This window comes from Edaphosphingomonas laterariae (assembly GCF_900188165.1).
Classification (GTDB): Bacteria; Pseudomonadota; Alphaproteobacteria; order Sphingomonadales; family Sphingomonadaceae; genus Sphingomonas_E; species Sphingomonas_E laterariae.
In genome coordinates, this window is record NZ_FZOS01000002.1 from 200,152 (window position 1) to 224,928 (window position 24,777).

22 protein-coding genes are annotated in these 24,777 nt (G+C 67.4%); 15 read left to right on the forward strand and 7 right to left on the reverse strand.

Annotated features, from left to right (window positions below; translation table 11 throughout):
- Positions 1 to 16 precede the first annotated feature (16 nt).
- From ftsA to CHB74_RS03375, 4 genes are all read left to right on the forward strand, one after another.
- A complete protein-coding gene (gene ftsA / locus CHB74_RS03360) occupies positions 17 to 1,279 on the forward strand; it encodes a cell division protein FtsA (protein WP_089218194.1) in 1,263 nt (420 codons plus the stop codon).
- Positions 1,280 to 1,397: 118 nt separating this feature from the next.
- Entirely contained in the window at positions 1,398 to 2,885 is a 1,488-nt protein-coding gene (ftsZ, locus tag CHB74_RS03365) for a cell division protein FtsZ (protein WP_089218195.1), read from the forward strand.
- Between the two features lie 215 nt (positions 2,886 to 3,100).
- Complete coding sequence (locus CHB74_RS03370; RefSeq protein ID WP_245842582.1) at positions 3,101 to 4,780, forward strand: SPOR domain-containing protein; 1,680 nt, start codon at positions 3,101 to 3,103, stop codon at positions 4,778 to 4,780.
- An 88-nt stretch (positions 4,781 to 4,868) separates the two neighbouring features.
- Positions 4,869 to 6,035, forward strand: a complete 1,167-nt coding sequence (locus CHB74_RS03375; protein WP_089218196.1) for a deoxyguanosinetriphosphate triphosphohydrolase — start codon at positions 4,869 to 4,871, stop codon at positions 6,033 to 6,035.
- A 70-nt stretch (positions 6,036 to 6,105) separates the two neighbouring features.
- Here the strand turns inward: CHB74_RS03375 and CHB74_RS03380 are convergent, their stop codons facing one another.
- Complete coding sequence (locus CHB74_RS03380) at positions 6,106 to 6,912, reverse strand: N-acetylmuramoyl-L-alanine amidase (RefSeq protein ID WP_089218197.1); 807 nt, start codon at positions 6,910 to 6,912, stop codon at positions 6,106 to 6,108.
- Positions 6,913 to 7,089: 177 nt separating this feature from the next.
- Between CHB74_RS03380 and argS the strand changes: the two genes are divergently transcribed.
- The 8 genes from argS (at position 7,090) to tatC (ending at position 13,816) form a co-directional block, all read left to right on the forward strand.
- Positions 7,090 to 8,817, forward strand: coding sequence for an arginine--tRNA ligase (gene argS, locus CHB74_RS03385; protein WP_089218198.1), 1,728 nt, complete (start codon positions 7,090 to 7,092; stop codon positions 8,815 to 8,817).
- Positions 8,817 to 9,638, forward strand: coding sequence for an SPOR domain-containing protein (locus CHB74_RS03390; protein ID WP_089218199.1), 822 nt, complete (start codon positions 8,817 to 8,819; stop codon positions 9,636 to 9,638). Before argS ends, CHB74_RS03390 begins: the two co-directional genes overlap by 1 nt.
- A gap of 120 nt (positions 9,639 to 9,758) precedes the next feature.
- Positions 9,759 to 10,766 carry a beta-N-acetylhexosaminidase gene (nagZ, locus tag CHB74_RS03395; RefSeq protein ID WP_089218307.1) on the forward strand — a complete coding sequence of 336 codons (1,008 nt, stop codon included), beginning with the start codon at positions 9,759 to 9,761 and terminating at the stop codon, positions 10,764 to 10,766.
- Positions 10,767 to 10,881: 115 nt separating this feature from the next.
- The gene (locus CHB74_RS03400) at positions 10,882 to 11,640 is read left to right on the forward strand and encodes a segregation and condensation protein A (protein WP_089218200.1); all 759 of its coding nucleotides are present in this window, start codon (positions 10,882 to 10,884) and stop codon (positions 11,638 to 11,640) included.
- A complete protein-coding gene (gene scpB, locus CHB74_RS03405) occupies positions 11,637 to 12,215 on the forward strand; it encodes an SMC-Scp complex subunit ScpB (protein ID WP_089218201.1) in 579 nt (192 codons plus the stop codon). Before CHB74_RS03400 ends, scpB begins: the two co-directional genes overlap by 4 nt.
- A gap of 26 nt (positions 12,216 to 12,241) precedes the next feature.
- Entirely contained in the window at positions 12,242 to 12,484 is a 243-nt protein-coding gene (locus CHB74_RS03410) for a twin-arginine translocase TatA/TatE family subunit (protein ID WP_089218202.1), read from the forward strand.
- A gap of 112 nt (positions 12,485 to 12,596) precedes the next feature.
- On the forward strand, positions 12,597 to 13,052 hold the full coding sequence (gene tatB, locus CHB74_RS22705) for a Sec-independent protein translocase protein TatB (protein ID WP_089218203.1): 456 nt from the start codon (positions 12,597 to 12,599) through the stop codon (positions 13,050 to 13,052).
- Positions 13,049 to 13,816 carry a twin-arginine translocase subunit TatC gene (gene tatC / locus CHB74_RS03420; RefSeq protein WP_089218204.1) on the forward strand — a complete coding sequence of 256 codons (768 nt, stop codon included), beginning with the start codon at positions 13,049 to 13,051 and terminating at the stop codon, positions 13,814 to 13,816. The genes tatB and tatC overlap by 4 nt, the downstream gene beginning before the upstream one ends.
- A gap of 33 nt (positions 13,817 to 13,849) precedes the next feature.
- Here tatC and CHB74_RS03425 read toward each other — a convergent pair whose 3' ends face one another.
- Positions 13,850 to 13,975, reverse strand: coding sequence for an entericidin A/B family lipoprotein (locus CHB74_RS03425; RefSeq protein WP_089218205.1), 126 nt, complete (start codon positions 13,973 to 13,975; stop codon positions 13,850 to 13,852).
- 351 nt (positions 13,976 to 14,326) lie between these two features.
- Between CHB74_RS03425 and CHB74_RS21895 the strand changes: the two genes are divergently transcribed.
- Positions 14,327 to 14,503 carry a hypothetical protein gene (locus CHB74_RS21895; protein ID WP_179220699.1) on the forward strand — a complete coding sequence of 59 codons (177 nt, stop codon included), beginning with the start codon at positions 14,327 to 14,329 and terminating at the stop codon, positions 14,501 to 14,503.
- A 94-nt stretch (positions 14,504 to 14,597) separates the two neighbouring features.
- The gene (locus CHB74_RS03430; RefSeq protein ID WP_089218206.1) at positions 14,598 to 15,527 is read left to right on the forward strand and encodes a DUF808 domain-containing protein; all 930 of its coding nucleotides are present in this window, start codon (positions 14,598 to 14,600) and stop codon (positions 15,525 to 15,527) included.
- Between the two features lie 18 nt (positions 15,528 to 15,545).
- On the opposite strand, the gene CHB74_RS03435 is transcribed toward CHB74_RS03430, so the two are convergent.
- The 3 genes from CHB74_RS03435 to CHB74_RS03445 form a co-directional block, all read right to left on the reverse strand.
- Entirely contained in the window at positions 15,546 to 18,755 is a 3,210-nt protein-coding gene (locus tag CHB74_RS03435; protein WP_089218207.1) for a CHAT domain-containing tetratricopeptide repeat protein, read from the reverse strand.
- 75 nt (positions 18,756 to 18,830) lie between these two features.
- Positions 18,831 to 20,657 carry a M48 family metalloprotease gene (locus tag CHB74_RS03440; protein WP_089218208.1) on the reverse strand — a complete coding sequence of 609 codons (1,827 nt, stop codon included), beginning with the start codon at positions 20,655 to 20,657 and terminating at the stop codon, positions 18,831 to 18,833.
- Between the two features lie 44 nt (positions 20,658 to 20,701).
- On the reverse strand, positions 20,702 to 21,133 hold the full coding sequence (locus CHB74_RS03445; protein ID WP_089218209.1) for a hypothetical protein: 432 nt from the start codon (positions 21,131 to 21,133) through the stop codon (positions 20,702 to 20,704).
- Positions 21,134 to 21,344: 211 nt separating this feature from the next.
- Between CHB74_RS03445 and CHB74_RS03450 the strand changes: the two genes are divergently transcribed.
- Positions 21,345 to 22,235, forward strand: a complete 891-nt coding sequence (locus CHB74_RS03450; RefSeq protein WP_179220700.1) for a LysR substrate-binding domain-containing protein — start codon at positions 21,345 to 21,347, stop codon at positions 22,233 to 22,235.
- On the opposite strand, the gene CHB74_RS03455 is transcribed toward CHB74_RS03450, so the two are convergent.
- On the reverse strand, positions 22,232 to 23,368 hold the full coding sequence (locus tag CHB74_RS03455) for a CaiB/BaiF CoA transferase family protein (RefSeq protein ID WP_089218211.1): 1,137 nt from the start codon (positions 23,366 to 23,368) through the stop codon (positions 22,232 to 22,234). The genes CHB74_RS03450 and CHB74_RS03455 overlap by 4 nt on opposite strands.
- Before the next feature lie 2 nt (positions 23,369 to 23,370).
- Positions 23,371 to 24,546 carry an acyl-CoA dehydrogenase gene (locus CHB74_RS03460; RefSeq protein ID WP_425442233.1) on the reverse strand — a complete coding sequence of 392 codons (1,176 nt, stop codon included), beginning with the start codon at positions 24,544 to 24,546 and terminating at the stop codon, positions 23,371 to 23,373.
- Between the last annotated feature and the right edge of the window lie 231 nt (positions 24,547 to 24,777).

Sequence of the window (24,777 nt, forward strand, 5' to 3'; positions counted from 1 at the left end):
GGGGGAACACAGGATCATGGCGCAGGCCCGAGACAATCTGATCACCGCGCTGGACATCGGTTCCTCCAAGGTCTGCGCGCTCATCGCCGAGGTGCCGGAGGGCGGCGGCGAGATCCAGGTGCTCGGCACCGGGCAGCGCGAGAGCAAGGGCGTGCGCCACGGCTATGTCGCCGACATGGAGCGCACCGAAGCCGCGATCCGCGAGGCGGTGGAACAGGCCGAACGCATCGCGCGCACCAATATCGAGGAAGTTTGGGTCAGCTTCTCGGCCGGCGGGCTGGTCAGCAAGCTCGCCGCGGTCGAGGTCGATCTTGGCGGCCATCGCATCGAACAGCAGGATATCGATGCACTGCTGAACGCCGGGCGCAACGCCATCGATCCCGAAGGCCGCATGGTCCTCCATGCCCAGCCGACGCTCTATACGCTCGACGGGCTGAAGGGCACGCGCACGCCGCTCGGCCTCCATGCCGACCGGCTGGGCGTCGACATCCATGTCGTCGCGGCCGAAGCCTCGCCGGTGCGCAATGTCGATCTCTGCGTGCGGTCTGCGCATCTGGCGGTGAAGTCGATCGTCGCTTCGCCGATCGCGGCGGGCATGGCCGTGCTGTCGGACGAGGAGCGCGATCTCGGCGTCGCGCTGGTCGAGATGGGGGCGGGCGTCACCAACGTCTCGCTGTTCGCCGGCGGGATGCTCGTCGGGCTGGCGTCGCTGCCGATGGGCGCGGCCGACATCACCGACAATATCGCCTCGGCGCTCGGCACCCGTCGCTTCGACGCGGAGCGGTTGAAGACCTTTTACGGATCGGCGATGACGTCCCCGCGCGACAATCACGACATGATCGATATCGTGCCGGTTTCGGGCGCGCAGGATGGGGCCGATCCGATGCGGATCACCCGGGCGCAGCTGATCGCGATCATCCGCCAGCAGCTTGAACGCTGGATGGGCGAGATCGGCGCGACCTTGAAGGCTCTCGGTTTCACCGGGCCCGTCAGCCGGCAGATCGTGCTCACCGGCGGCGGCGCGGAAATGAAGGGGATTGCGGATTATGCGCAAGGGCTGCTCGGCCAGTCGGTACGCGTCGGCCGCCCGCGCGGGCTGGCCGGCCTGCCCGAAGCGCATAGCGGCCCGGCCTTCGCCACGCTGGCGGGGCTGATCCATTATGCGGCGTCGGATCCCATCGATCTGCGTTCGATCGTGCCGTCCGCACAGACCGTCCATCGGGTCAGCGGCGGCAGCATGATCCAGCGTATGATTGCGGCATTCAGGAACGGGTATTGAAAAATTAATGGTCAAACCGGCGCCCAACCACATTTTTCGCGTGCGTCGGCGATTCGGGTGATGCTAGATTCTTGTTCGGGGGGCGCGTCGATGCGCGCGGTTCAGCGGAGTTGGTGATATGACGATTGAATTCATGCGGCCGGAAGTTGATGAGTTGCGGCCCCGCATCAGCGTGATCGGGGTGGGCGGTGCCGGGGGCAACGCCATCGCGAACATGATCACCTCCGACGTGCAGGGCGTGGATTTCATCGTCGCCAACACCGACGCGCAGGCGCTGAACGCGTCCGCCGCCGAACAGCGCATCCAGCTCGGCCTCAAGATCACGCAAGGGCTTGGCGCCGGTGCTCGCCCCGAAATCGGCCGCGCCGCCGCCGAAGAGGCGATGGAGCAGATCGACGCCGCGCTTAATGGCGCGCACATGTGCTTCATCACGGCCGGCATGGGCGGTGGCACGGGCACCGGGGCCGCGCCGGTGATCGCCAAGCTCGCGCGGGACAAGGGCATCCTCACCGTCGGCGTCGTCACCAAGCCGTTCAGCTTCGAAGGCAATCGTCGCGGCAAGTCCGCCGAAAGCGGGATCGAGGAGCTGCAGAAGCATGTCGATACGCTGATCGTCATCCCCAACCAGAACCTGTTCCTCGTCGCCAATCCGAACACGACCTTCAAGGAAGCGTTCAAGATGGCGGACGAGGTGCTCCAGCAGGGCGTGCGTTCGATCACCGACCTGATGGTGATGCCGGGCCTCATCAACCTCGATTTCGCCGACGTCCGTTCGGTGATGGGCGAAATGGGCAAGGCGATGATGGGCACGGGCGAAGCCTCGGGCGACAATCGGGCCATCGAAGCCGCCGAAAAGGCGATCGCCAACCCGCTGCTCGACGGCGTTTCGATGCAGGGCGCCAAGGGCGTCATCATCTCGATCGTCGGTGGCGAGGATATGCGCCTGATGGAGGTCGACGAGGCCGCCAACCACATCAGGGAACTGGTGGATCCGGACGCGAACATCATCTGGGGTTCGGCGTTCAACAATGATCTGGAAGGCAAGATCCGCGTGTCGGTGGTCGCCACCGGCATCGAGGCCGAAGCCGCCGTCGCGCCGGAACCGGCCAAGCTGTTCACCTTCCCGGCCGCGCGCAAGGATAGCGCGCCGCAGCCGGCCCCGGTCGCCGCGCCGCAGGCCGCTGCTCCGGCGCCTGCTCCGGTGATCCAGCCCGCACCGGTCGCGCCGCCGCCCGTGGCCGCGCCGGCCCAGCCCGAAATCACGCTCGAGCCGCCGGTTCCGGTGCAGGCCGATGCGCTCGACCTCTCGGCCAACGATATCGTCCAGCCGGCGGGTGATGAACTGCTGCTCGGCGAACCGCTGACGCCGCCGGTGTCGGGCAATCCGGTGCCGCCGCGCGCCGACCTCGCCGATACGGGCGATGCGGGCACGCGCCCCTGGCTCACCCCGGCGCCGGAGCCGGCCCAGGCCGCTTCGCGCGGGCGGGAAGGCGCCACGCTGTTCGAACGCATGTCCAACATTGCCCGTGGCGCCGCCAAGGCGCAGGTGGAGGATGATCGCGGTGCCGACGTGCCGCGCTTCCTGAACCGCCAGAATAACCAGTAAGCTTATAACCAGTAAGCTTCGGCTTCACGCCGATCGGCCGGCCCGGTGGTCGCCGTCCCTATGGGGCGGATGGCCACCGGGCCGGGCTGTTTTTGGCCGGTTCGGCCTTTATGCGAAAAGGTTCCCCGCCTCGTCGCTTAGCGCCACCGGATCGACGTGCCGGCGCAACGAATCCCTTGCGGATCGGCGGCCGGCTCCCTCTATGGGACGCCATCATGCCTTTCCGCTTCCCGTCGATCGCCCGTTTTGTCTGCCATGTCGCGCCCGTGGCGCTGCTCGCGCTCACCGTCGCCCCGCTGCCGGCGGCGGCGCAGGACAGCGCCTATTCGGCGCTGATTTCGCCCGATAATCCGGCGGATTCGCTCAGCCGCTATCTGCGGATGCTGGCGGCCAACCCGCGCGATTTCAATTCGCTGCTCGGCGCGGGGCGGGCGGCGCTGCTGGTCGGCGATCCGCAGGCGGCACTCGCTTTCTATGCCCGTGCGGAGGAGATTTCGCCGCGCAACGGGCGCACCAAGGCGGGGCTGGCATCGTCGCTCGTCCAGATGGAACAGCCGCGCGCGGCGCTCAAGCTGTTCGACGAGGCGGTGTCGCTTGGCGTGCGCGAGGCGGATATCGCCGGCGATCGCGGGCTCGCTTATGACCTGCGCGGCGACAATAAGCGCGCGCAGGCCGATTATGCGCTGGCGCTGCGCACCCGCAATGATGACGAGATCACCCAGCGGCTGGCCTTGTCGATGGCGATCGCCGGCGATCGGCAAGGCGCGCTCACCGTGCTCGACCCGCTGGTCAGCCAGCGCGATCGCGCGGCGTGGCGCACGCGCGCCTTCGTACTCGCGCTGACCGGTGATCAGGCCGGCGCACAGCGCGCCGTGAACGCGGTGATGCCGGGTACGCAGGCCAACGCCATGGGCCAGTTCTTCGGTCGCCTCGGCCAGCTGAAGGCGCCGCAAAAGGCACTGGCCGTCCATTTCGGCCGCTTCCCGTCCGAAGGGCGTCGTTATTCCGATGCCGAACTGTTCGCCGATGCCGTGATGGCGAAGCCGGCGGGGCAGCCCACCGCCGCGTCGGCACGGCCCGATGCGCCGCTGGTTCCAACCGGCACTCCGCTGGGCAAGGCCACGATCGAAACGCCGGCTGTCGAGCGCGTCGCCGCCAAGCCCGATCCCGCCGCCAAGGCGCCGCGCCGCCGTCCGGGTGCGGACGAGACCAATGGCGCCGCGGCGACCTCAAAGTCGAAAACGGCTGCGCGCACCCCGACCCCGGCTCCAGCGCCCACGCCTGCGGCTCCGCCGACGCGCATGGCCGCATTGGTCGGCCCCGATGCGGAATTGACGACGGCCGATCCGGCGGTCGCGGCGGCCAAGGCTTCGGCCGAGGCGCGGGCGCGGGCCGAAGCGAAGTCGCAGGAGGAAGCCGCCGCCAAGGCCAGGGCCGACGCAGCGGCCAAGGCAAAGGCGGAAGCCGCCGCCAAGGCTAAGGCCGATGCCAGGGCGAAAGCGGATGCCAAGGCCAAGGCCGATGCCGCCGCCAAGGCGAAGGCGGACGCGAAAGCCAAGGCCGAAGCAAAGGCCAAGGCGGATGCCGAGGCGAAGGAAGCTGCCAAGGCCAAGGCCGCGCAGCCCGAACGTTATTGGGTGCAGGTCGCCTCGGGCAAGAACAAGGCCGATCTTCCCAAGGTCTGGGCCCGGCTGAAGGCCGACAAGCCGAAATTCTTCAACGGCCGCTCCCCCTGGGTGTCGTCATGGCGGGCGTCCAACCGCCTGCTCGTCGGCCCGTTCAAGACGGAGGAGGAGGCGCAGGGCTTCGTCAACCAGCTCGCCAAGGGCGGCATGTCGACGATCCAGTTCACCTCGCGCGCCGGCGTGCCGGTGGAGAAGCTGACGCTCAAATAGGGCAGGGGGCAAATAGGGCAGGGGGCAAATCGGGCACCGGGGCCGGGCGGGCTGGACTTGTCCGGCGGCGCCCGGCAAAGGCGCGGGCATGCCTGCGCTTGCCCCTTATGCTTCCGATCCCGCCCGTTCGCGTGGCCGCCGCCATGCCGAAGGCGGGGGCGAGACGCGGGGGCCGCGTGATGCCTTTCAGCGCGATCGCGATCGCATCATCCATTCGATCGCGTTCCGCCGCCTGCGGCACAAGACGCAGGTGTTCGTGGCGCCCGATGGCGATCATTTCCGCGTGCGGCTTACCCACAGTCTGGAAGTCGCGCAGATCGGCCGCACCATCGCCCGCGCGCTCGGCCTGAACGAGGATCTGACCGAGGCGCTTTGCCTGGCCCATGATATCGGCCACCCGCCCTTCGGCCATTCGGGGGAAGAGGCGCTGAAGGCGGCGACGGCAGATGCCGGCGGCTTCGATCACAACGCCCATTGCCTGCGCGTGCTGACGCGGCTGGAAACCCCTTATCCGCGCTGGGACGGGCTGAACCTGACGTGGGAAACGCTGGAGGGGCTGGCCAAGCATAATGGCCCGATCCTCAACCCCACCTGGGCGATGGCCGAGATCGACGCCGATTTCCCGCTCGATCTGACGAGCCATGCCTCGCTGGAGGCGCAGGTGGCGGCGCTGGCCGACGACATCGCCTATGACAATCACGATATCGACGATGGCCTGCGCGCGGGACTGATCGAACTGGACGATGTCGTGGCCCAGCCGCTGGTTGCGCCGGGCTGGGCGCGGGTGCAGGCGCGCCACCCCGATGCGCCGCGCAGCCGGCTGGTGGCGGAACTGATCCGCGAACAGATCGGCCGGATGGTCAATGACCTTCTGGAAGAGACCCGCGCGCGGCTTGCCGAGGTTCGGCCCGCGAGCGTGGAGGATGTTCGCGCCGCCGGCCGGCCGCTCGTCGGCTTCTCGCCCGAAATGGCGGAGCAGGAACGCGCCTTCAAACGCTTCATGTATGCCCGGCTCTATCATCATCCCAGCCAGTTGCAGGTCGCGGCCGAGGCCGGACGGATCGTCGCCGGGCTGACGGCAGCCTATCGAGCCGATCCGTCGCTGCTGCCGGCCGGCTGGCGCGAAGCGCTGCCCGAACAGGAACCCGCCCGCACCCGCCACATCGCCGATTTCATCGCAGGGATGACGGATCGTTACGCCGTCGCCCGCCATTGCGACGTGGTCGGCCCGGTGGAGATGCCCGAGGGCCTGTGATTGGAAGGCCTGTGATCGGCAGGCCTGTGATCGGAAGGCTTGTGGTCGGCAGGCGGGCGGCGTGCCAGCCTCAGGCCATGAACTGGTCCGCCGCCCAGGCCGTCACTTCATTGCCGTTGCTGAGCTTGCCGCGCACCTGCGCCCATAGGCCGGGCTCGTCGTAAAGCACGGCGAGCTTGGTGCCCTTGGCGAAGGTGCCCAGCACGTCATATTCCACGCCCGGTCCGCCGCGCGCATTGAGCGAGGAGGCGATGACGGTGCGGGTGACGGGGCCGCCGGCGCGTCCTTCGACCAGCCCGGTGAAGCGCGACATCGGAAAGGCCGGGCCGGGGTCGCTCTTGCGGATCGGGGCGATATCGTCATGGCCGACGATTTCCCGGATCGACGGATAGGTGTCGAGAATGGCGCGGGTGGCATCGACAAGCGCGGCAAGCTGCTTTTCGGGGTAGATTTCCCAATAGGCATCGACGCTGTCATGCTTGTGGCGCAATTTGGTTACGCGATCGGCGGGCACCACCTTGTCGGCGGCGGAGCGGAAGCTGCCGTCTTCGGCGCGGGCCAGCCGGCCCCAATTGTCCACCTCGATCCCGATCGAATAATCATTGCAATTGGGCTTGCCCCGCCACACCGATGTGCCGGCGTGCCAGGCCCGGACGTCGAACGGCACCACCTGATTGATCTTGCCGTTGCGGCCGACGATCAGATGGGCCGATGCCTTGGCCCTGGGCGACAGGAAATAATCGGTCACGCCTTCGGGGCCTGTGCCGCCGCTGACGGTATAATGCATCACCAGCAGGCTGGGGGCGGAAAGCTTTCCGCCGCTATTGGGGGAATGCCCGCGCCAGGCGCCTTCCAGTTTGTGATCAACGATCTTCATCCGCCCCGTCCCCCTGCCTGCTTGCGATGGCGGCGTAAGCGTCCCGCCTCAGCCTAAGCGGCGCAACGGAATCTGGGTCCGAAGTCCGTCCGTTCCGGATGATCGTGCGTCGATGATGGACCTGGGCTGCCACTTTCCGCTAAGGCCCGCCCAATTCCCTCGTGCCGGATTGAGCCCGTGACCCTTTATGCCCGTTTTGCCGATCGCATCGGCCAGATCCTCGATGAACTTGCCGCCGCGGGCGATCTGCCGGCCGGGCTCGATCGCAAGAATGTCGCGGTGGAGCCGCCGCGCGATCCGTCGCATGGCGATCTCGCCACCAATGCGGCGATGGTGCTGGCCAAGCCGGCGGGCAAGAATCCACGCGAACTGGCGGCGCTGATTGCGCCCAAGCTCGCCCGGCTGCCCGAAATCGCGTCGGCCGAAGTGGCCGGCCCCGGCTTCATCAACGTCCGGCTGACCGATCAGACGTGGCGCGAGGAACTGGCCACCATCCTGGCCGATGGCGGCGATTATGGCCGGTCGAAGCTGGGCGCGGGCGAACGCGTCAATGTCGAATATGTCTCGGCCAACCCGACGGGGCCGATGCACATGGGCCATTGCCGTGGCGCGGTGGTGGGCGATGCGTTGGCCACCCTGCTGGAATATGCCGGCTACGCCGTCACCCGCGAATATTATATCAACGATGCCGGCAGCCAGGTCGAAACGCTCGCCCGTTCGGCGCATCTGCGTTACCGGCAGGCGCTGGGCGAACAGGGCATCACCATCCCCGAAGGCCTGTATCCCGGCGATTATCTGATCCCGATCGGCGAGAAGCTGGCCGCCGAATTCGGCGATCGTTACGTCAACGCGCCCGACAGCGAATGGCTGGTGCTGTTCCGCGAAAAGACGGTCGCGGCGATGATGGACCTCATCCGCGCCGATCTCGCGCTGCTCGGCATCCATCATGATGTGTTCGCGTCCGAGGCCAAGGTGCAGACCGACGGCCGGGTGAAAGCCGCGCTCGACAAGCTTCGCGCCGATGGCCTCGTCTATGAAGGCACGCTCGAAGCGCCGAAGGGCGAGCTTCCCGACGATTGGGAACCGGTGGAAATGACGCTGTTCCGCGCCACCGAATTCGGCGACGACAGCGATCGTCCGGTGATGAAGGCCGACGGCAGCCTCACCTATTTCGGCACCGACCTCGCTTATCATGCCCAGAAGGCGGAGAAGGCCGATCAGCTGATCGACATCTGGGGTGCGGACCATGCCGGCACGGTCAAGCGCATCCAGGCGGCGGTGAAGGCGCTGACCGGCGGCAAGGTTCCGCTCGACATCAAGCTTGTCCAGATGGTCCGCCTGCTCCGCGCCGGTGAACCGGTGAAGATGTCCAAGCGTTCGGGCAGCTTCGTCACGCTCGCCGATGTGGTGCGCGAAGTGGGCAAGGATGTCGTGCGCTTCACCATGCTCACCCGCAAGGCCGACGCGCAGATGGATTTCGATTTCGCCAAGGTGGTCGAAGCGTCGAAGGACAATCCGGTCTTCTACGTCCAATATGCCCACGCCCGTGTCCGTTCGCTCCACCGCCGTCTGGCGGAAGCGAAGATGGAACTGCCGGCGCCCGATCTGGCGCTGCTCGACGGGGAAGAACTCGCGCTGGTCAAGTTCGGCGCGCAGTTCCCGCGCGTCGTCGAAGGCGCGGCGGTCAATCACGAGCCGCACCGCATCGCTTTCTATCTCTATGATCTGGCGGCCGCCTTCCACGCGCTGTGGAATCGCGGCAATGACGATCCCACGCGGCGTTTCCTGCTGACGGATGATGCGAAAACCACGGCAGCCCGTCTGGCGCTGGCCGATGCGATCGGGCAGATTATCCGAAACGGCCTGGCGGTCATGGGGGTCGCCGCGGCCGAGGAGATGCATTGATGACGGACGCTGATCGGGGCCGCTTCGGCCTCGCCGACGAAGATCGGTTGCCCTGGCTCGAAGCGGTCGAGGACGAGGACGATCAGGGCGGTGTCGGCCTGGGCAAGCTGATCGGCGCGGTGATCGCGGCGCTGGTGTTCATCGGCCTGGTCGTCGGCGGCATCTTCTGGATGCGCAACCGCGAAGCGCCGTCGGGATCGGGCGAACTGATCGCCGCGCCCGAAGGCGATTACAAGGTGCCGGCCGAAGGCGCGATCGCCAATGGCATGGCCGTGCAGGGCGAAGGCGACGCGGCCTACGCGACCAGCGAGGGCCAGACGCTCGATTCGACGATCAACCCGCATGCCCAGCCCGAAGCGCCGATCGCCGGCGTTTCGGTCGATGTCGCGCCGGTGCGCACGACCACCTTGCCGCCGTCGCAGGTGGCGGGCGCTGCCCCCGCGCCCAACGCCGCTGCTGCCCCGGCGCCGAAGCCGGCAACCCCCGCGCCGGCTCGCACGGCCGAAGCCAAGCCGGCGGCCCCCGCCGCCAAGCCGGCCGGCCAGCCGACCAACCTGCTGCCCGGCACCCCCGCGCCGATGACCAAGCCGGCGATGGCGGGCGGCACCATCCAGCTCGGCGCGTTCAATTCGGAATCGATCGCGATCGCCGAATGGGGCCGGCTGGCGCCGAAATTCCCCGAACTGGGCAAGCTCAACCGCTCCATCACCACGGTCGAGGTTGGCGGCAAGACGCTCTATCGCCTGCGGGCGAGCGGCATCGGCGCGCGCGAAGCCTGCAAGTCGCTGAAGGCGGCGGGCAAGCCCTGCAACCCGGTCTAAGATAACCCAAGTCATCCCCGCGCAGGCGGGGATCCGTAAACGCCGCGCTTCGCCAGGGCCCGACGTCCGAGCATATGGCGTCCCACCTGCGCGGGGATGACGATTGAAAAGGCTGAAGCCATGACCCCGCTGATCCTCGGCCTTGCCGGCACCACGCTTTCGGCCGACGAGCGCGCCTTCTTCGCGGATGTCGATCCGGCCGGCTACATCCTGTTCAAGCGCAACGTCGAAACCGCCGAACAGCTGCGCGCGCTCACCGATGCGCTGCGCGATGTTGCGGGGCGCGCCGACGTGCCGATCCTGATCGATCAGGAAGGCGGCCGCGTCGCCCGCATGCAGCCGCCAATCTGGCCGGCATTCCCGACGGCCGAACTGTTCGACCGGCTCTATGACGTCGCACCGGCGTCGGCGATCGAGGCGACGCGCGCCAATGCGCAGGCGATCGCGACGATGCTGTTCGAAGCCGGGGTCAACGTGAACTGTCTGCCGCTGCTCGACGTGCGTCAGCCCGATGCGCACGACATTATCGGCGATCGCGCGCTGGGGGCGGAGCCCCTGCGCGTCGCGGCGCTTGGCCGCGCGGTGCTGGAAGGCATGCAGGCGGCGGGCGTCGTCGGCGTGGTCAAGCATATTCCCGGCCATGGCCGCGCGATGGCCGACAGCCATGTCGAACTGCCCGTCGTCACCGCGAACGAGGCGGATTTGGAAAAGGATCTCGCGCCCTTCATCGCGCTCAACGGCGCGCCGATGGGGATGACCGCGCATGTCGTCTACACCGCATGGGATGCAGACGAATGCGCCAGCCTGTCGCCGCGCGTGATCGGCGATATCATTCGCGGGCGGATCGGCTTCGATAATCTGCTGATGTCCGACGATCTGGGCATGCACGCGCTGTCGGGCGATTTCGGCGAGCGGGCGGCGGGCGTGTTGCGCGCGGGTTGCGACATCGCATTGCATTGTTCGGGCGACATGACCGAAATGCAGGCGGTGGCCGGCGCGGTCGGCCCGATCGGTGGCGAGGCCAAGGCGCGTCTCGATCGCGCGATGGCCACGGTGGCGGGCCGCGCACCGGGCATCGACTTTGCCGAACTCGTCGCCAAGCGGGATGCGCTGCTGGGCTACGCCTGACGCTCGGCCATCTCCCCTGCGGAGGCTGGGGCCGCCTACGTCCGGCGCCACGTGCCGCGTCGCGCGGTACCAGCCCGCGCTGGTATGACGGCGAAACCCGCGCTAGCGTGGCGCCATGCCCGATATCGTGGACGATTTCGAACTCCCGCTGGCGCAGCCCGATACGCTGACCCTCACGCTCGACGGGTGGGAAGGGCCGCTCGATCTGCTGCTCAACCTAGCACGCGCACAGAAGGTCGATCTGCGCGAGATTTCGATCCTTGCCCTGGTCGAGCAATATCTGCGCTTCATCGAGGATGCGAAGGCGCTCAAGCTGGAGATCGCGGCCGATTATCTCGTCATGGCGGCGTGGCTGGCTTATCTCAAATCGGGCTTGCTGCTGCCCAAGGATCCCGAGATCGATCCCAGCCCCGAAGAACTGGCGCTGCGGCTCCAGCTGCGGCTCCAGCGCCTCGATGCCATGCGCGAGGCAGGGGCGCGGCTGATGGCGCGCGACCGGCTGGGCCGCGATGTCTTTGCGCGCGGCGCACCGGAAGGGCTGAAGGTCGTCCGCAAGGCGGCCTGGCAGGTTGAGCTTTACGATCTGATCGCGGCCTATGGCACCGTCCGCGCGCGCACCGAACCGGTGTTCCACGTCGTTTCGCGCCGGCCGGTGATGACGCTGGATGAAGCGATGCGCCGGGTGGAACGGATGATCGGCGTCCAGATCGCATGGGCGTCGCTCGAAAGCTTCCTGCCGCCGACGCTCGATCCCGAATATCGCCGTTCGGCGTTGGCATCCAGCTTCCTGGCCGCGCTCGAACTCGCCCGGCAGGGCAAGGCGCATATCGAACAGGCCGATCATTTCGCGCCGCTGATGATCCGCGCCGCATGAACCCGCCCGACGATCTGGCCCGCGCAGTCGAAGCCGCATTGTTCGCGGCCGAGGCGCCGCTCACGCTGACCGAGATCATGGCCGCAGTGGGCACGGCGGGCGATGTGCGGCGCACTTTGTTGCGTCTGGCGGACGATTATGCCGGGCGCGGCATCAATCTGGTCGAACGCAGCGGCCGCTGGCATTTCCAGACGGCGCCCGACCTCGCTTATATCCTGCGCCGCGATCGCGAGGAGGCGCGCAAGCTGAGCCGCGCCGGGGTCGAGACGCTGGCGATCATCGCCTATCACGAACCCGTCAGCCGGGCCGAGATCGAGGCGATTCGCGGGGTCCAGATTTCCAAAGGCACGATCGACGTGCTGATGGAAGCGGGCTGGGTGCGCCCTGCCGGCCGGCGCGAAGTGCCCGGCCGCCCGCTCACTTACGCCACCACGCCTGCGTTTCTGGCGCATTTCGGCCTTTCCAGCCGCCGCGATCTGCCGGGTATCGACGATCTCAAGGCCGCCGGCCTGCTCGATCCGGTCGATCTCGCCTTCGCGCAGCTAGAGGTGGAAAGCGGCGACGCAGACGACTAGATAGGGGGCTCACTAGGAGAAATTACATGGGTGGCCTCAGTATCTGGCATTGGCTCGTCGTGGGGATCATCGTCCTCCTGCTGTTCGGCAAGGGGCGCTTTTCCGACATGATGGGCGATGTCGCCAAGGGCATCAAAAGCTTCAAGAAGGGCATGAGCGAAGAGGAAGAGGCGGCCAAGCCGGCGCCGCGCCTCCAGGCCCAGCCGCCGCTGGAGCCGAATGCCGATCGCAACCTTCAGCCGATGCAGGACGATCGGCCCCAGCAATAAGCCCTGATGCCATCCCCGCTTCGGCGGGGATCCCGGATGCCGTGGCGGCGCCGCAGGGCGCTTGTCCTGCGCCTATGGATTACGGCCCGCCGCAAGAGTATCCGAAGCCCGCATGTTCGATATCGCCCCAACCGAGCTGATGCTGGTCGCGCTGGTCGCGCTTGTCGTGATCGGGCCGAAAGATCTGCCGCGCCTGATGCGCATCGTCGGCCAGTGGGTCGCCAAGGCGCGTGGCATGGCCCGCCATTTTCGATCGGGCATGGACGAAATGATCCGCCAGTCCGAAATCGAGGAGATGGAGCGCAAATGGGCGGAGGAGAATGCCCGCATCATGCGCGAACATCCCGTGCTGCGCGATGATGGCGCACCGCAGGCGACGGCCCTGCCGGCCACCGAGGTGACGACGCCCGAAGCGCCGGATCAGCCGCCCGAAGTCGACGCGCCGGATCTTGCGCCCGAAACGCCGCCGCCCGCGTCCGTGGCGCCCGCATCCGCACCCACTTCGGTGGCGCCCGCCCAACCCGAATTGCCGCTGTCCGGCGATACGCCTGCGGACAAGCCGGCATGAAGGAAATCGACGAAACCAAGGCGCCGTTGCTCGATCACCTGATCGAGCTGCGCAAGCGGCTGTTGTGGAGCTTCGCGGCGCTCGGCGCGGCGTTCGCGCTCTGCCTCTATTTCGCCAAGCCGATCTTCGCCTTCCTCGTCCAGCCGCTGCTTCGGGCCGGGCAGGGCAAGCTGATCTACACCAACATCTTCGAAGCCTTCTTCGTCGAGATTAAGGTGGCCTTCTTCTCGGCGATGATGCTCGCCTTCCCGGTGGTGGCCAACCAGCTCTGGCAGTTCGTGGCACCCGGCCTCTATGCCAAGGAAAAGCGCGCATTGCTGCCGTTCCTGGCGGTCACGCCGGTGCTGTTCCTGACCGGGGCGGCGATGGCTTATTATTTCGCCATGCCGGTCGCGCTGCATTTCCTGCTCAGCTATCAGGGCGATGTCGGCGGGGTCAGCCAGGAAGCATTGCCCGGCGTCGGCAATTATCTCGATTTCGTCACCAAGTTCATCTTCGGCTTCGGCGTCGCCTTCCTGCTGCCGGTGCTGCTGATGCTGCTGGAACGCGCGGGCATCGTTACCCGCCAGCAGCTCAAATCGGGGCGGCGCTATGCCATCGTCGCCGCCTTCGCGATCGCGGCGGTGCTCACCCCGCCTGATGTGGTGTCGCAGCTGATGCTCGCCGTGCCGCTGGTGCTGCTCTACGAACTGGCGCTGATCGCGATCTGGTTCACCGAAAAGCGGCGCGCCCGCGATAAAACAGCGGAGGACGCGGCCGGCTGACCGCGCCCTCCGTGGCTTGTCATGCGGATAAGCTTACTTGGCCACGTCTTCCACGGCCTCGCCTGCCGATTGAACGTCCTTGCCGGCACCTTCCACCGTATTGCAGGCCGAAACGATCAGCGCCCCGGCAACCATGGCAAGCGTGAAAATCCTGCGCATTCTGATGCTCCTTCAAACGCCACCTCGCGGTGAGCCGGAGAAACAATGTTCTGAAGGCGGTCCGGTTCCCGGCGATAAGCATATTCGGATGCGAATCTGCCGGCGCGGATGTCCCAACGATGTGGCTGTCCCCCAAAAAGGTGCGGACCCGGAAATCGCCGTCGGGGGGAGGATCGGCGGTTTCCGGGCCCTGGTTCGGATAGCGTGAGCGGGGGGGCATAAGGTCGCTATCCGAATTGCGGGAACGAGCCGGAACGGCGGTGGTTCCAGCCGCCCCGCAAAAAAATCGACGGACGGGGTGAAGGCAACCGGGGCGGCGGTTCGATGGTTCATGGCGGCAAAGGAGATCCCATGGCCAAGCCCCCTGAAACCCCCGCCGGTCGCAAGGGCGTGCATTCCGATCTGGAAGGCGTGCATCGCGATCAGAAGCCCCTGAACGCGCCCGAAAATGCCGATCCCAAGCTCGCCCGCCAGCTGGCGCGGGAGGAGGCGGAGAATATCGGTCGGCCCAAGCCCAGTCGCAGCTGATCGGCAGGCGCGGCCGGGCGCGGCGCTTATTTGCATCGCCCGGCCGCTTCGCTACGAGGACGCAACGGCTTTGGGCTGAAGGGGGTTGCGACGGATGCCGACGGGATTGGTAGCGCTGCTGGACGATATTGCGGGCATCACCAAGCTCGCCGCGGCTTCGCTGGATGATGTGTCGGCCGCCGCCGGCCGCGCCGGCACCAAGGCAGCGGGCGTGGTGATCGACGACACGGCCGTCACTCCGCGATACGTCACCGGCTTCTCGCCCGATCGCGAACTGCCGATGATCGGCAAGATCGCGCTCGGCTCGATCCGCAACAAGCTGCTGATCCTGCTGCCCGTGGCCATTGGCCTCAGCGCCTTCGCGCCCTGGGCGATCACCCCGCTGCTGATGGTTGGCGGCGCCTATCTCTGCTTCGAAGGCGTGGAAAAGATCGCGCACAGCCTGTCGGGCCACCATGATGAAGGCGATGCCGGCGGCGCGATGGAAAATGCCGCCGAGGTGGAGGCGCAGAAGGTCAGCGGCGCGATCCGCACCGATCTCATCCTCTCGGCCGAAATCATGGCGATCGCGCTCGCCGACGTGGCGGATAGCTCGCTAGGCACGCAGGCGACGGTGCTCGCGGTCGTCGCCTTCCTCGTCACCATCGGTGTCTATGGCGTCGTCGGCCTGATCGTGAAGATGGACGATATCGGCCTCCATCTCGCCAAGGGGCGGCTCGGCTTCATGCGCGCGGTCGGGCGCGGGCTGGTGAAGGGGATGCCGCATGTGCTGCAGGCGCTGTCGGTGATCGGCATCGCCGCGATGATCTGGGTCGGCGGCGGCATCATCGTCCACGGGCTCGAACATTTCCACCTGACGCCGATCCCCGGCTGGGTTCACCACGCGTCCGAAGCGGCGGCGCATGCCGTTCCGGGCGCCGCTGGGTTTGCAGGCTGGGTCGTCCAGGCGGCCTTGTCCGGCGTGGTTGGCGTCGTCATCGGCGCGGCGATCGTCGGCGTGCTCAAGCTGGTGAAACGGAAATAAGCGGGCCGCCGGGCCGGCTCACTCCCCGCCGGAAATCACCGTGAATGGCGCCCAGGCGGCGGGGTGCGTCCAGCCGTCGGTCCAACCCGGCACGGCTGACCCGTCCGCCCGCTTGCCAGTGCGGATCGCCGCCATCGCCGCTTTCAGCGCATCGGCGCGCGACAGGCTGGCATCGGCCTGCCGCAGCCCCAGCGTTTCCACGGTCAGCGCGGCGGTGGAATCGTCGGCGACGCGCCAGTGGCTCGCCAGCAGCGCCGAAGCGCCGGCATAGATGAACGATCGCGCCAGGCTCGACAGGCTGTCTGCGCCCGGCGTGCCATCGGTCGAAGCGGTGTTGCAGGCGGACAGGATCACAAAGTCCGCCGACAAACTCATCCGTGACACTTCGGATGCGGTCAGCAGTCCGTCGTCGCGGGTGGACGGGCTGGCCGGCGGGGTGAACACCAGCCCCGGCTCCTCCAGCCCCGAAAGTTCGCCGGGCAGCACGCCGTGGGTGGCGAAGGCCAGAATGCGCGTCTTGCGGATCGCCGGATCGCTGCGCACCGATCCCTCGGTCGCCTGATTGCCGAGGTGGATTTCGCGCGCGCTGGCCTTCAGCGTCTTCGCCATGGCGGAAAGCTCGGTCGCGGTGCCGGGCAGGGGGCTCAGCGTGCGCAGCATGACGGGGTTGGCCAGTGGTATGCCGTCCGGCCCGGCGGGGCTGAATGCCGAGACATTGGGATCGAGCCCGCGCCCCGATTTGTCCGGCCCGTCCAGCACCGGCGCGCCATAGCCGATGAAGCCCGCGCCTGCCGCCGCCGACCGGCGCATCGCGCGCAGCACCGAAACCGAAGGCAGGTTGGACAGCGCATAGCGATCGGCCAGCCAGGGGGTCGCTTCCAGTATCTTGGGGTCGGCCCCATCCTCGCCCGGCGCGGGCGCTGCCGTCGGCAACAGGCCCAGCGGCAGGCCGGCCAGCGCGCCCGAGGTCACGACATAAACGGTCCTGCGGCCCTGCAATGTCGCCTCCACCGGCGCCACCAGATCGCGATAGAGGGCATAGGCGGTGGGCCGGTCGAACGCTGGATAGCCCTTGGCGACGAAGGGCGAATTGGCCGGCGCCCCGGCGTTGAGATCGACGTCGCTGGCGCTGCGCGGGCAGGTCAGCGTGTCGACCTGGCAGCGCAACCGTTCAACCCCCTTGGCGATGCGCGGTGCGGCGCCGTCCGCCCGCGCCCAGGCCGCATTCTCCTTCGTCACCGCGAAGCTATAGACGTCGGCGCCTGATGAAATGACCAGCAGCACCGCCTCGTCGGGCTTCAGTCGGGCCTGCGCCTCGGCGATCGAAAGCGCGCCGGGCTGCACCAGTTCGGCATAATCGGGATAATCCTTGCGCAGCTGCCGGTTGGCGGCGCTCAGGCTGGCGGCGGTGCTCGCCAGTTCGGTCCGCGCCGCATTGGCGCGCGCCACATCGCCCTTGGTCAGCGCGTCGAGCAGGCGGGCATCAATCTCGCGCGCCTTGGCGGAAAGATCCTGCTGCCGGCGCACTTGCCCGGCCAGCGTGTCGCTCCCTGCCGCAAATCGCGCGGCGGTCTGCGCCATGGTCTGCGCCGCCGCCGATGTGCCGAGATCCTGTGCGGCGGTGAAGGCTTCGGCACGCAGCGCCGGCGCCTCGCCCGCCGCGTCGCCGCCGCGCAGCCATGCCGCGCGCAGCATGCTGCCGAAGGCGCCGGCCAGCGGGTCGATCCGCGTCGCATCCTCGGCGCCGACGCGCGCCAGCGTCTGCTGGATGCCGCCGGCCTCGCCCGCCGCCTCGCCCGACAGCCGCGCCGCGCGGCGCAGGCGCACGATCTCCACCGCCTCGCGCGCCGATGCCACCGCCTTGCCGCGCTGCGCCGGCCCCATGTCGGCCAGCATATCGGCCTGATCGGTCAGCGCCTCGGCCAGCGCCGGATGCTGTGGGCCAAGCAGCGATCGCCGCGCGGCCACGCCCTGTTCGTAAAGCGGCGCGGCCTGCGCATATTTCTTTTGGCTGGCCAGATCGTGCGCCAGCTTGATCTGGCCGGTCGCGATATCGGGGTGGGTGGCGCCCAGCGTCGCCTGACGGATTTTGAGCGCGCGTTCGAACAGCGGCTGCGCGTCGGCGGCCTTGCCCATCCGCTCCATGTTCACCGCCACGTTGGACAGGCCGATCGCGGTGATCGGATGGTCCGGCCCATAGGTCTTTTCCCAGATCGCCAGCGCCCTGGCATAAAGCGGCGCGGCTTCGGCATAGCGGCCCTGCCGGTTCAGATTGTGCGCGACATTATTGTAGCTCGTCGCCGTCGCGCGCGCCTGCGGGTCGCGCGCGACACGGATGTCGAGCGCCCGGCGATAAGCGGGGCCGGCTTCCGGATAGCGGCCCTGCGCGTTCAGATTATAGCCGAGATTATTGTAGCTCACCGCGACGCGCGGATCCTTGTCGCCCAGCTTGGCGAGCCGCAGCGCCAGCGCCTGCCGGTAGAGCGGCTCCGCTTCGATCGGACGTCCGAGCGCGTCGAGGCTGGCGGCGACATTGTTCAGGATCAGTGCGCGATCCACATCGTCGGCGGCCATGGCGCCATCGGCGGTGGCGAGCGCCTTGTCATAATAGGCCTTGGCCTCGGCATAGCGCCCCTGCCGCGCGAGGTTGAAGCCGAGATTGTTATAGGCCAGCGCGACGCGCTTATGCTTTGCGCCATAAGTGGCGATGCTGGCATCTAGCACCTGCTGGTAGATCGGCTGGGCATCGGCGAAGCGGCCGAGCGCCTGATAGTTGGTCGCCAGATTATTGGCTGCGGTCATCGTCAGCGGATGGCCGTCGCCCAGCCGCTTGGCGAATATCGCATAGGACCGTTGATAATAAGGATCGGCCTCGGCGAACTTGTCCTGATTGGCCAGCCAGCCCGCGATCAGCGCCTGCGTGCCGGCCACTTCGGGATGGTCCGGCCCGGCGGTCGTTTCCTCGATCGCCAGCGCCTGCTTGCCCAGCGCCACGGCATCGGCCCAGCGCCGTTCGGCGGTGGCGGTTTCAAGGGCGGCGGTGATCCTTTCGATCTGCGCCTGTTCCGCCGCCGTCGGTGCGCGCAACGGCGGGATCGATGCCGGGTCTACGCTGCGCCCGCCGGCGGCCTGCGCCAGCACCGGGGCCGCCAAAAGCGGGGCCAGGGCGATCAGGCAGGCGGAAAGCAGCAGCGCATGGCGGCGGGCGGCGGATCGGCTGGGCGTCATGCGGCGGCGTCCTTGTTCCGGGAGTGGCTTTGTTCCGGGAGAGGCTTTGTCCCGGTTGGCGTGGTTCCGCGCGGATCAGTTGCCGAAAGGCAGGTCGATCCCCAGTGGGTTCTTCTTCGCCTGCGCGGCCTGCGGCATCGCCGCTTTGCAGCGTTCGGGAATATAGTCCCGGCCCTTCACCGCCATGCACTGGCCATAAGTGGCCTGCGCGCCAGCGGCATCGCCCGATGCCAATTCGCGCTTGATCTCGATGCTCTTGAAATGATCGGGATCCTTGAACTTCGCCACGCCGTCGCCGATCACCGCTTCGGCGGCGGCGGTATCGCGCGTGTTGATCTCCATTTCGGCATAGCTTTCATAAAGCTGGAGATTCTGGACGCCGCTGCCACTGCGTCCGGCATCGAAATAGCTGGCAGCCATCGCCGTGTTGCCGGCATCGCGCGCGGACAGACCGGCGACATAGTTCACGAAGGTCGGCGTCTGCCGGGTACCGGCGCCCAGCGCGCGCAACTGCTGGTCGGCGCCGCCATAATTGCCGTCGAAATAGGATTGGCGGGCGCGGATATAATTCGCCTTCAGCATGGTCGCGCGGTTGAATTCGGGATTGGCCTTGATCCGGCCGATCATCGCGCCGGTGTCGATCGGCGGGTCGGCGGTCGGGTAGCCGGCCTGATAATAAGCGGCCAGCCCCTTGCGCCGTTCTTCCGGCGGCAAATGGGTGTCGCCGCCCACGGCCTTGGTGACCGATCCGATATTGTTCAGCAGCGAACTGCCCGTGCCCTTCAGCAGATTGGTGCCCAGCGCGCTGATCGATCCGCCGGTCGCCAGGCTGGTCACCGTGCCGGCATTGGCCATGGATTTCACCGAACTGGTCAGGCTGTCCTGCAACGTATTGGCCAGTGCCTCGCGCTTGTCGCGCGATGCCTTTTCCGCCTCGAACGCCTTTTGCAGCCGCGCGAAGACATTGGCGTAGGTATCGATCGTCATGTTGCTGCCGATCAGCAGGTCGATCGCCAGTGCATCGGCCTGATCCTCCTGATCGCGGTTCCACGAAGGCGCGACAATATCGTCGACGGCGAAGGTCAGTGCTTCGGACAGGCGGGCGGCATCCCGGCCCGATCGCGCCGCGCCCGATTGCGCGTTGGACAGCGCACCCGATACAGATCCGCTGCCACGCAGCGAATTGGCGAAGCTGCCGACCTGATAGACCTGCGATATCGCGGTCGCGCTCTTCTTCGCGCCACTGATCGCTTCGGCCTTGGTGAAATGGCCCAGCAGCAGATGGGCATATTCGTGGGCGAGGACGAAAAGCACCTCGGAATCGGATTCCGCCGCTTCCAGCAGGCCCAGCGAAACGACGATGGTATTGTCGGGCAGGGCCTGCGCTTCATAAGCGTCGCTCGCCCGGAACAGGATCTTGGGCGTCCGTTCCAGCGGTGCATAGGGCCACGCCTTGGCGAAGCGATCGAGCACCGCGCGCAATTCCAGCTCGGTCGCGGGCATGGCGAACAGGTCCAGCCGGGCGGAGCGCGTGTTCATCACCTGCGCGGACAGGCCCAGCGATGCTTCGCCCGCTACCCCGCCCGAACGCATGCGCTGGTTGTTGGCGCACACTTCGGCAGCGGGCAGGGTGGCGATCAGCGGGGCTTTCGTCAGCGAAAACTTGCCCTTGGCCTTCTTGTCCAGCTTTTGCGCGGCGGGCAGCGTGCCGGCGCCGGGCGCAGGGCAGCCGTTCAGCGGCACGAAGGGCGGTTCGGGCACGAACACCGCCGGCTGTGGGGCCGGGGCGGGCGCGGCCGGCGCGGCGGTGGCCGATCGCTTCTTCTTGGGCGCCGCGTCGGCCCCCGTGCCGAACATGAACATGGCGGCGCCCGCCATTGCGAGGATGGTGCCCGTCTTCATGGTTCCGCCCCTCCTTATGTGTCGCCGGACCGCCTCGGCCGATGCTATTTGGCGCAGCCAAGCCCCAGCGACTGATCCAGGCCTTCTTCTTCCAGTTTCGCATATTCGATCGTGGTGGCGTTGCACTTGATCGCCTTCACGTCGCCGACATAATCGACCATCGACATGCGCAGCCACGCCAGCTCGCCGTCCAGCATGATGCCGACGAAGCCGGGCTTGGCGCGCACCACGCGTGCGCCTTCCGTTCCGATCGGCGGCAGCGCGCCGCGCGTCACCTCGCGCACCACGTCGCCCGCATCGTCGAAGATCGGCAGGGGATCGCGCTTATAAGCCTTGATCACCGGCCCGGCATAAGGTGCAGCCGCCGGCGCGCTCGCCGTATCGCTCTTGCTGCGTTTGGCTTCGCCCGGCCCGGCCATGGCAAGGCCGGTCGCCAGCGCGCCGATGCATAGAAGATAAGTCCCCACCCTGGCCATGGCCTGTCCGCCCGTTCAACGCCTTACATCGGCGGCGATGCGGCCCCACGCCGGAATCGTCGCCTTATGGTTACGAAGGATCGTCCCATTTGGTTGCCGAAACAAGCATGGGGTGACGAAGATGCCGGCTGAGGCGACGAAAGCGCAAATCTTCCAGCGCGCATAAATGCTTGGCCGTGAAGGCCGGCGCCCGCCTATAAGCAGGGCCGCAATGCTCGATATCAAGTCGCTCAGCTATTTCATCGCCGTGGCCGAAGATCTGCACTTCAGCCGCGCCGCCGATCGCCTGCACGTCGCGCAATCGGCGCTGAGCGCGCGCATCCGCCAGCTTGAGGATCGGCTTGACGCACCGCTGTTCACGCGCGGCAAACGCGCGGCCGTGCGCCTGACCGAAGCGGGCGAGCTGTTTCTGGTCGAGGCGCGGCGGACCGTGCAGGCGGCCGAGCAGGCGGAAAATGTCGGCCGGCGCGCGGGGCAGGGGGCGATCGGCCATGTCGCCATCGGCTATGTCGCCTCGGCCATCTTCTCGGGACTGCTGCCCGAACTGCTTCGCCGCTTCCGCGCGGAACATCCCGATGTCGAGGTGCGGCTGACCGAGATGGAAACGCCGCGCCAGCTGGCGATGATCGAGGATGGCCTGCTCGATATCGGGCTGGTGCGCGCGCGGCACGATCCGCCGGCCGGCGTGCTGCTCACCGTGCTGCGGCGCGAACGGATGCACGTGCTGCTGCCGGCCGGGCATCGCCTTGCGGCGTCGGCGCGGGTCGCGCTCGCCGATCTGTCGGGCGAAACGCTGATCTCGCCGCATTTCGATGCGCTGTCGGGTTTTGGCGGGATGCTGGCGGGGCTGGCACGGCGCGATGACTTCACCCCCGGCCCGATCCGCCCGGTACGCGATTTCCTGACGGTGGTGGGGCTGGTGGGCGGTGGCTATGGCGTGGCGCTGGTGCCCGATGCGGTCCGCCGGCTGGCCGGCGACGATGTCGTGCTCCGCCCGCTCGACGGTGCGGACGACCTCGAAGCCGCATTGTCGATCGCACATGCCGAACGGCCGCGCGGGCCGACGGTGGCGGCGTTCCTGAAGGGCGTTCAGGCGCTTTAGCGGCCCAGCAGCGGCGAAGGGCGGTCCAGCTCGAGCTCCGCATCCGAAAAGCGGATCGGGGTGCGGACACCCGGGATCGGTGCCGATCCGTCGCCGCGATCCAGCGCCAGCGCCATCTGGCGATGCACGATCTGCGGATCGGCGAAGGCCTGCGCCACGGTGTTGATCGGCCCGGCCGGCACGCCCGCTTCCTCCAGCTTCGCCAGCAGGGCATCGCGTTCCCAACGCCGGGTCGCTTCGGCCACCAGCGCGCTTAATTCGGTCCGGTGCGCCACGCGTTCCGCATTGCTGGCGAAGCGGGCGTCCTCGGCGATGCCCATGATCGCGCAGAAACGGCGGAACTGGCCGTCATTGCCCACCGCCAGGATGAACCAGCCGTCGCTCGTCGGAAACACCTCATAAGGCGCGATATTGGGGTGGGCATTGCCCAGCCGCGTCGGCGCGGTGCCCGACACCAGATAGTTGAGCGCCTGATTGGCCAGCACGCCGGTCATCACGTCATAAAGCGCCATGTCGATCTGCTGGCCGCGCCCGGTGCGTTCGCGCTGCGCCAGCGCGGCCTGGATGCCGATCACCCCGTAAAGCCCGGTCATGATGTCGGCGAAGGCGACGCCGATCTTCTGCGGCTGGCCGGCGGGATCGCCGGTCAGGTCCATGATCCCGCTCATCCCCTGGACGATGAAGTCATATCCGGCGCGCGGCGCATAGGGGCCGTCCTGCCCGAAGCCGGTGATCGAGCAATAGACCAGGCGTGGGTTGATCGCGGCGAGGCTCGCATAATCGAGGCCATATTTGGCGAGCCCGCCGACCTTGAAATTCTCGATCAGCACGTCGGCATCCGCCGCCAGCCGCTTCACCTCGGCCTGGCCTTCCGCCGTGGTGAAATCGATCACCAGTGATCGCTTGCCGCGGTTCGTGGCGTGGAAATACGCGGCGTCGCGGCTGCCATCGGCATTGTCGATGAAGGGCGGGCCCCAGCGGCGCGTATCGTCGCCCGCCGGGGCCTCCACCTTGATCACCTCGGCACCCAGATCGGCCAGCGTCTGCCCGATCCATGGGCCGGCGAGGATGCGCGCCAGCTCGACCACCTTGAGCCCGGCGAGCGGCGCGCCAGCCTTGCTCAGGGGGGGCATCGTCAGAACGCCGGAATGTCGGTGATGGCGCGGCCGAGGATCAGCGCATGCACGTCATGCGCGCCCTCATAGGTGTTCACCGTTTCGAGGTTCATCGCGTGGCGCATCACCTGATATTCGCCGGAAATGCCGTTGCCGCCGTGCATGTCGCGCGCCTGGCGCGCGATATCGAGCGCCTTGCCGACATTGTTACGCTTGACGATCGACACCATCTCCGGCGCGAACCGCCCCTCGTCCATCAGCCGGCCGACGCGCAGCGATGCCTGCAGGCCGAGCGCGATGTCGCTCATCATGTCGGCCAGCTTCTTCTGGTAGAGCTGGGTCGCGGCGAGCGGGCGGCCGAACTGCTTGCGATCGAGGCCATATTGGCGGGCGGCGTGCAGGCAGAATTCGGCGGCACCCAGCGATCCCCACGAAATGCCGTAACGCGCACGGTTGAGGCAGCCGAACGGCCCCTTCAGCCCCTCGACATTGGGCAGCAGTGCATCCTCGCTCACCTCAACCCCGTCCATCATCACCATGCCGGTGATCGATGCGCGCAGCGAAAGCTTGCCTTCGATCTTGGGCGCCGAAAGCCCCTTCATGCCCTTTTCCAGCACGAAGCCACGGATCGCCCCGCCATGCGCGTCGGATTTCGCCCAGATCACGAACACATCGGCGATCGGCGAATTGCTGATCCAGGTCTTGGCGCCGGAGATGCGATAGCCGCCGTCGATCTTTTCGGCGCGGGTGCGCATGCCGGCGGGGTCGGAACCCGCATCCGGCTCGGTCAGGCCGAAGCAGCCGATCCATTCGCCACTGGCCAGCTTGGGCAGATATTTCTGCTTCTGCTCTTCCGATCCATAGGCATGGATCGGATACATCACGAGCGAGGATTGCACCGACATCATCGAACGATAGCCCGAATCCACGCGCTCCACTTCGCGCGCGACGAGGCCATAGGCGACATAGGATGCACCCACGCCGCCATATTCGCCGGGAATGGTGACGCCCAAAAGGCCGAGATCGCCCATTTCGCGGAAGATTGCGGGGTCGGTCACTTCATTGGCGAACGCATCGATCACGCGCGGCTGCAGCTTGTCCTGCGCATAGGCCCGGGCCGTATCGCGGATCATCCGCTCGTCCTCGGTCAACTGGTCATCCAGCAGGAAGGGATCCGCCCAGTCGAACTTGCCCATCTTGTTCTGGCTGCCGGCCATGTCGTCGCCTCTCCTGCTTGAAATATCGTCTCGGCGTTCATTGTCCGCCCGGACAGGGCGGGCGCCAATAGCGTTTCGCGCGATTTTGAACACGGATCGCGATCAATCCGCGGCCGTCCCTGAGGGGGGAAACCCCGATGCCCGCGTCCGTGGCGGCCCGGATGGCGCCCCTATGAAGGGCAGGCGCAAGCTCGGCATCCCGGCCCCTTC

What these genes read in the sequence shown, in the direction of transcription:
- ftsA (WP_089218194.1), top strand. Translation starts at nt 17, where the DNA reads ATGGCGCAGGCCCGAGACAATCTGATCACCGCGCTGGACATCGGTTCC.
- ftsZ (WP_089218195.1), top strand. Translation starts at nt 1,398, where the DNA reads ATGACGATTGAATTCATGCGGCCGGAAGTTGATGAGTTGCGGCCCCGC.
- CHB74_RS03370 (WP_245842582.1), top strand. Translation starts at nt 3,101, where the DNA reads ATGCCTTTCCGCTTCCCGTCGATCGCCCGTTTTGTCTGCCATGTCGCG.
- CHB74_RS03375 (WP_089218196.1), top strand. Translation starts at nt 4,869, where the DNA reads ATGCCTGCGCTTGCCCCTTATGCTTCCGATCCCGCCCGTTCGCGTGGC.
- CHB74_RS03380 (WP_089218197.1), bottom strand. Translation starts at nt 6,912, where the DNA reads ATGAAGATCGTTGATCACAAACTGGAAGGCGCCTGGCGCGGGCATTCC.
- CHB74_RS03390 (WP_089218199.1), top strand. Translation starts at nt 8,817, where the DNA reads ATGACGGACGCTGATCGGGGCCGCTTCGGCCTCGCCGACGAAGATCGG.
- nagZ (WP_089218307.1), top strand. Translation starts at nt 9,759, where the DNA reads ATGACCCCGCTGATCCTCGGCCTTGCCGGCACCACGCTTTCGGCCGAC.
- CHB74_RS03400 (WP_089218200.1), top strand. Translation starts at nt 10,882, where the DNA reads ATGCCCGATATCGTGGACGATTTCGAACTCCCGCTGGCGCAGCCCGAT.
- scpB (WP_089218201.1), top strand. Translation starts at nt 11,637, where the DNA reads ATGAACCCGCCCGACGATCTGGCCCGCGCAGTCGAAGCCGCATTGTTC.
- CHB74_RS03410 (WP_089218202.1), top strand. Translation starts at nt 12,242, where the DNA reads ATGGGTGGCCTCAGTATCTGGCATTGGCTCGTCGTGGGGATCATCGTC.
- tatB (WP_089218203.1), top strand. Translation starts at nt 12,597, where the DNA reads ATGTTCGATATCGCCCCAACCGAGCTGATGCTGGTCGCGCTGGTCGCG.
- tatC (WP_089218204.1), top strand. Translation starts at nt 13,049, where the DNA reads ATGAAGGAAATCGACGAAACCAAGGCGCCGTTGCTCGATCACCTGATC.
- CHB74_RS03425 (WP_089218205.1), bottom strand. Translation starts at nt 13,975, where the DNA reads ATGCGCAGGATTTTCACGCTTGCCATGGTTGCCGGGGCGCTGATCGTT.
- CHB74_RS21895 (WP_179220699.1), top strand. Translation starts at nt 14,327, where the DNA reads ATGGCCAAGCCCCCTGAAACCCCCGCCGGTCGCAAGGGCGTGCATTCC.
- CHB74_RS03430 (WP_089218206.1), top strand. Translation starts at nt 14,598, where the DNA reads ATGCCGACGGGATTGGTAGCGCTGCTGGACGATATTGCGGGCATCACC.
- CHB74_RS03435 (WP_089218207.1), bottom strand. Translation starts at nt 18,755, where the DNA reads ATGACGCCCAGCCGATCCGCCGCCCGCCGCCATGCGCTGCTGCTTTCC.
- CHB74_RS03440 (WP_089218208.1), bottom strand. Translation starts at nt 20,657, where the DNA reads ATGAAGACGGGCACCATCCTCGCAATGGCGGGCGCCGCCATGTTCATG.
- CHB74_RS03445 (WP_089218209.1), bottom strand. Translation starts at nt 21,133, where the DNA reads ATGGCCAGGGTGGGGACTTATCTTCTATGCATCGGCGCGCTGGCGACC.
- CHB74_RS03450 (WP_179220700.1), top strand. Translation starts at nt 21,345, where the DNA reads ATGCTCGATATCAAGTCGCTCAGCTATTTCATCGCCGTGGCCGAAGAT.
- CHB74_RS03455 (WP_089218211.1), bottom strand. Translation starts at nt 23,368, where the DNA reads ATGCCCCCCCTGAGCAAGGCTGGCGCGCCGCTCGCCGGGCTCAAGGTG.
- CHB74_RS03460 (WP_425442233.1), bottom strand. Translation starts at nt 24,546, where the DNA reads ATGGGCAAGTTCGACTGGGCGGATCCCTTCCTGCTGGATGACCAGTTG.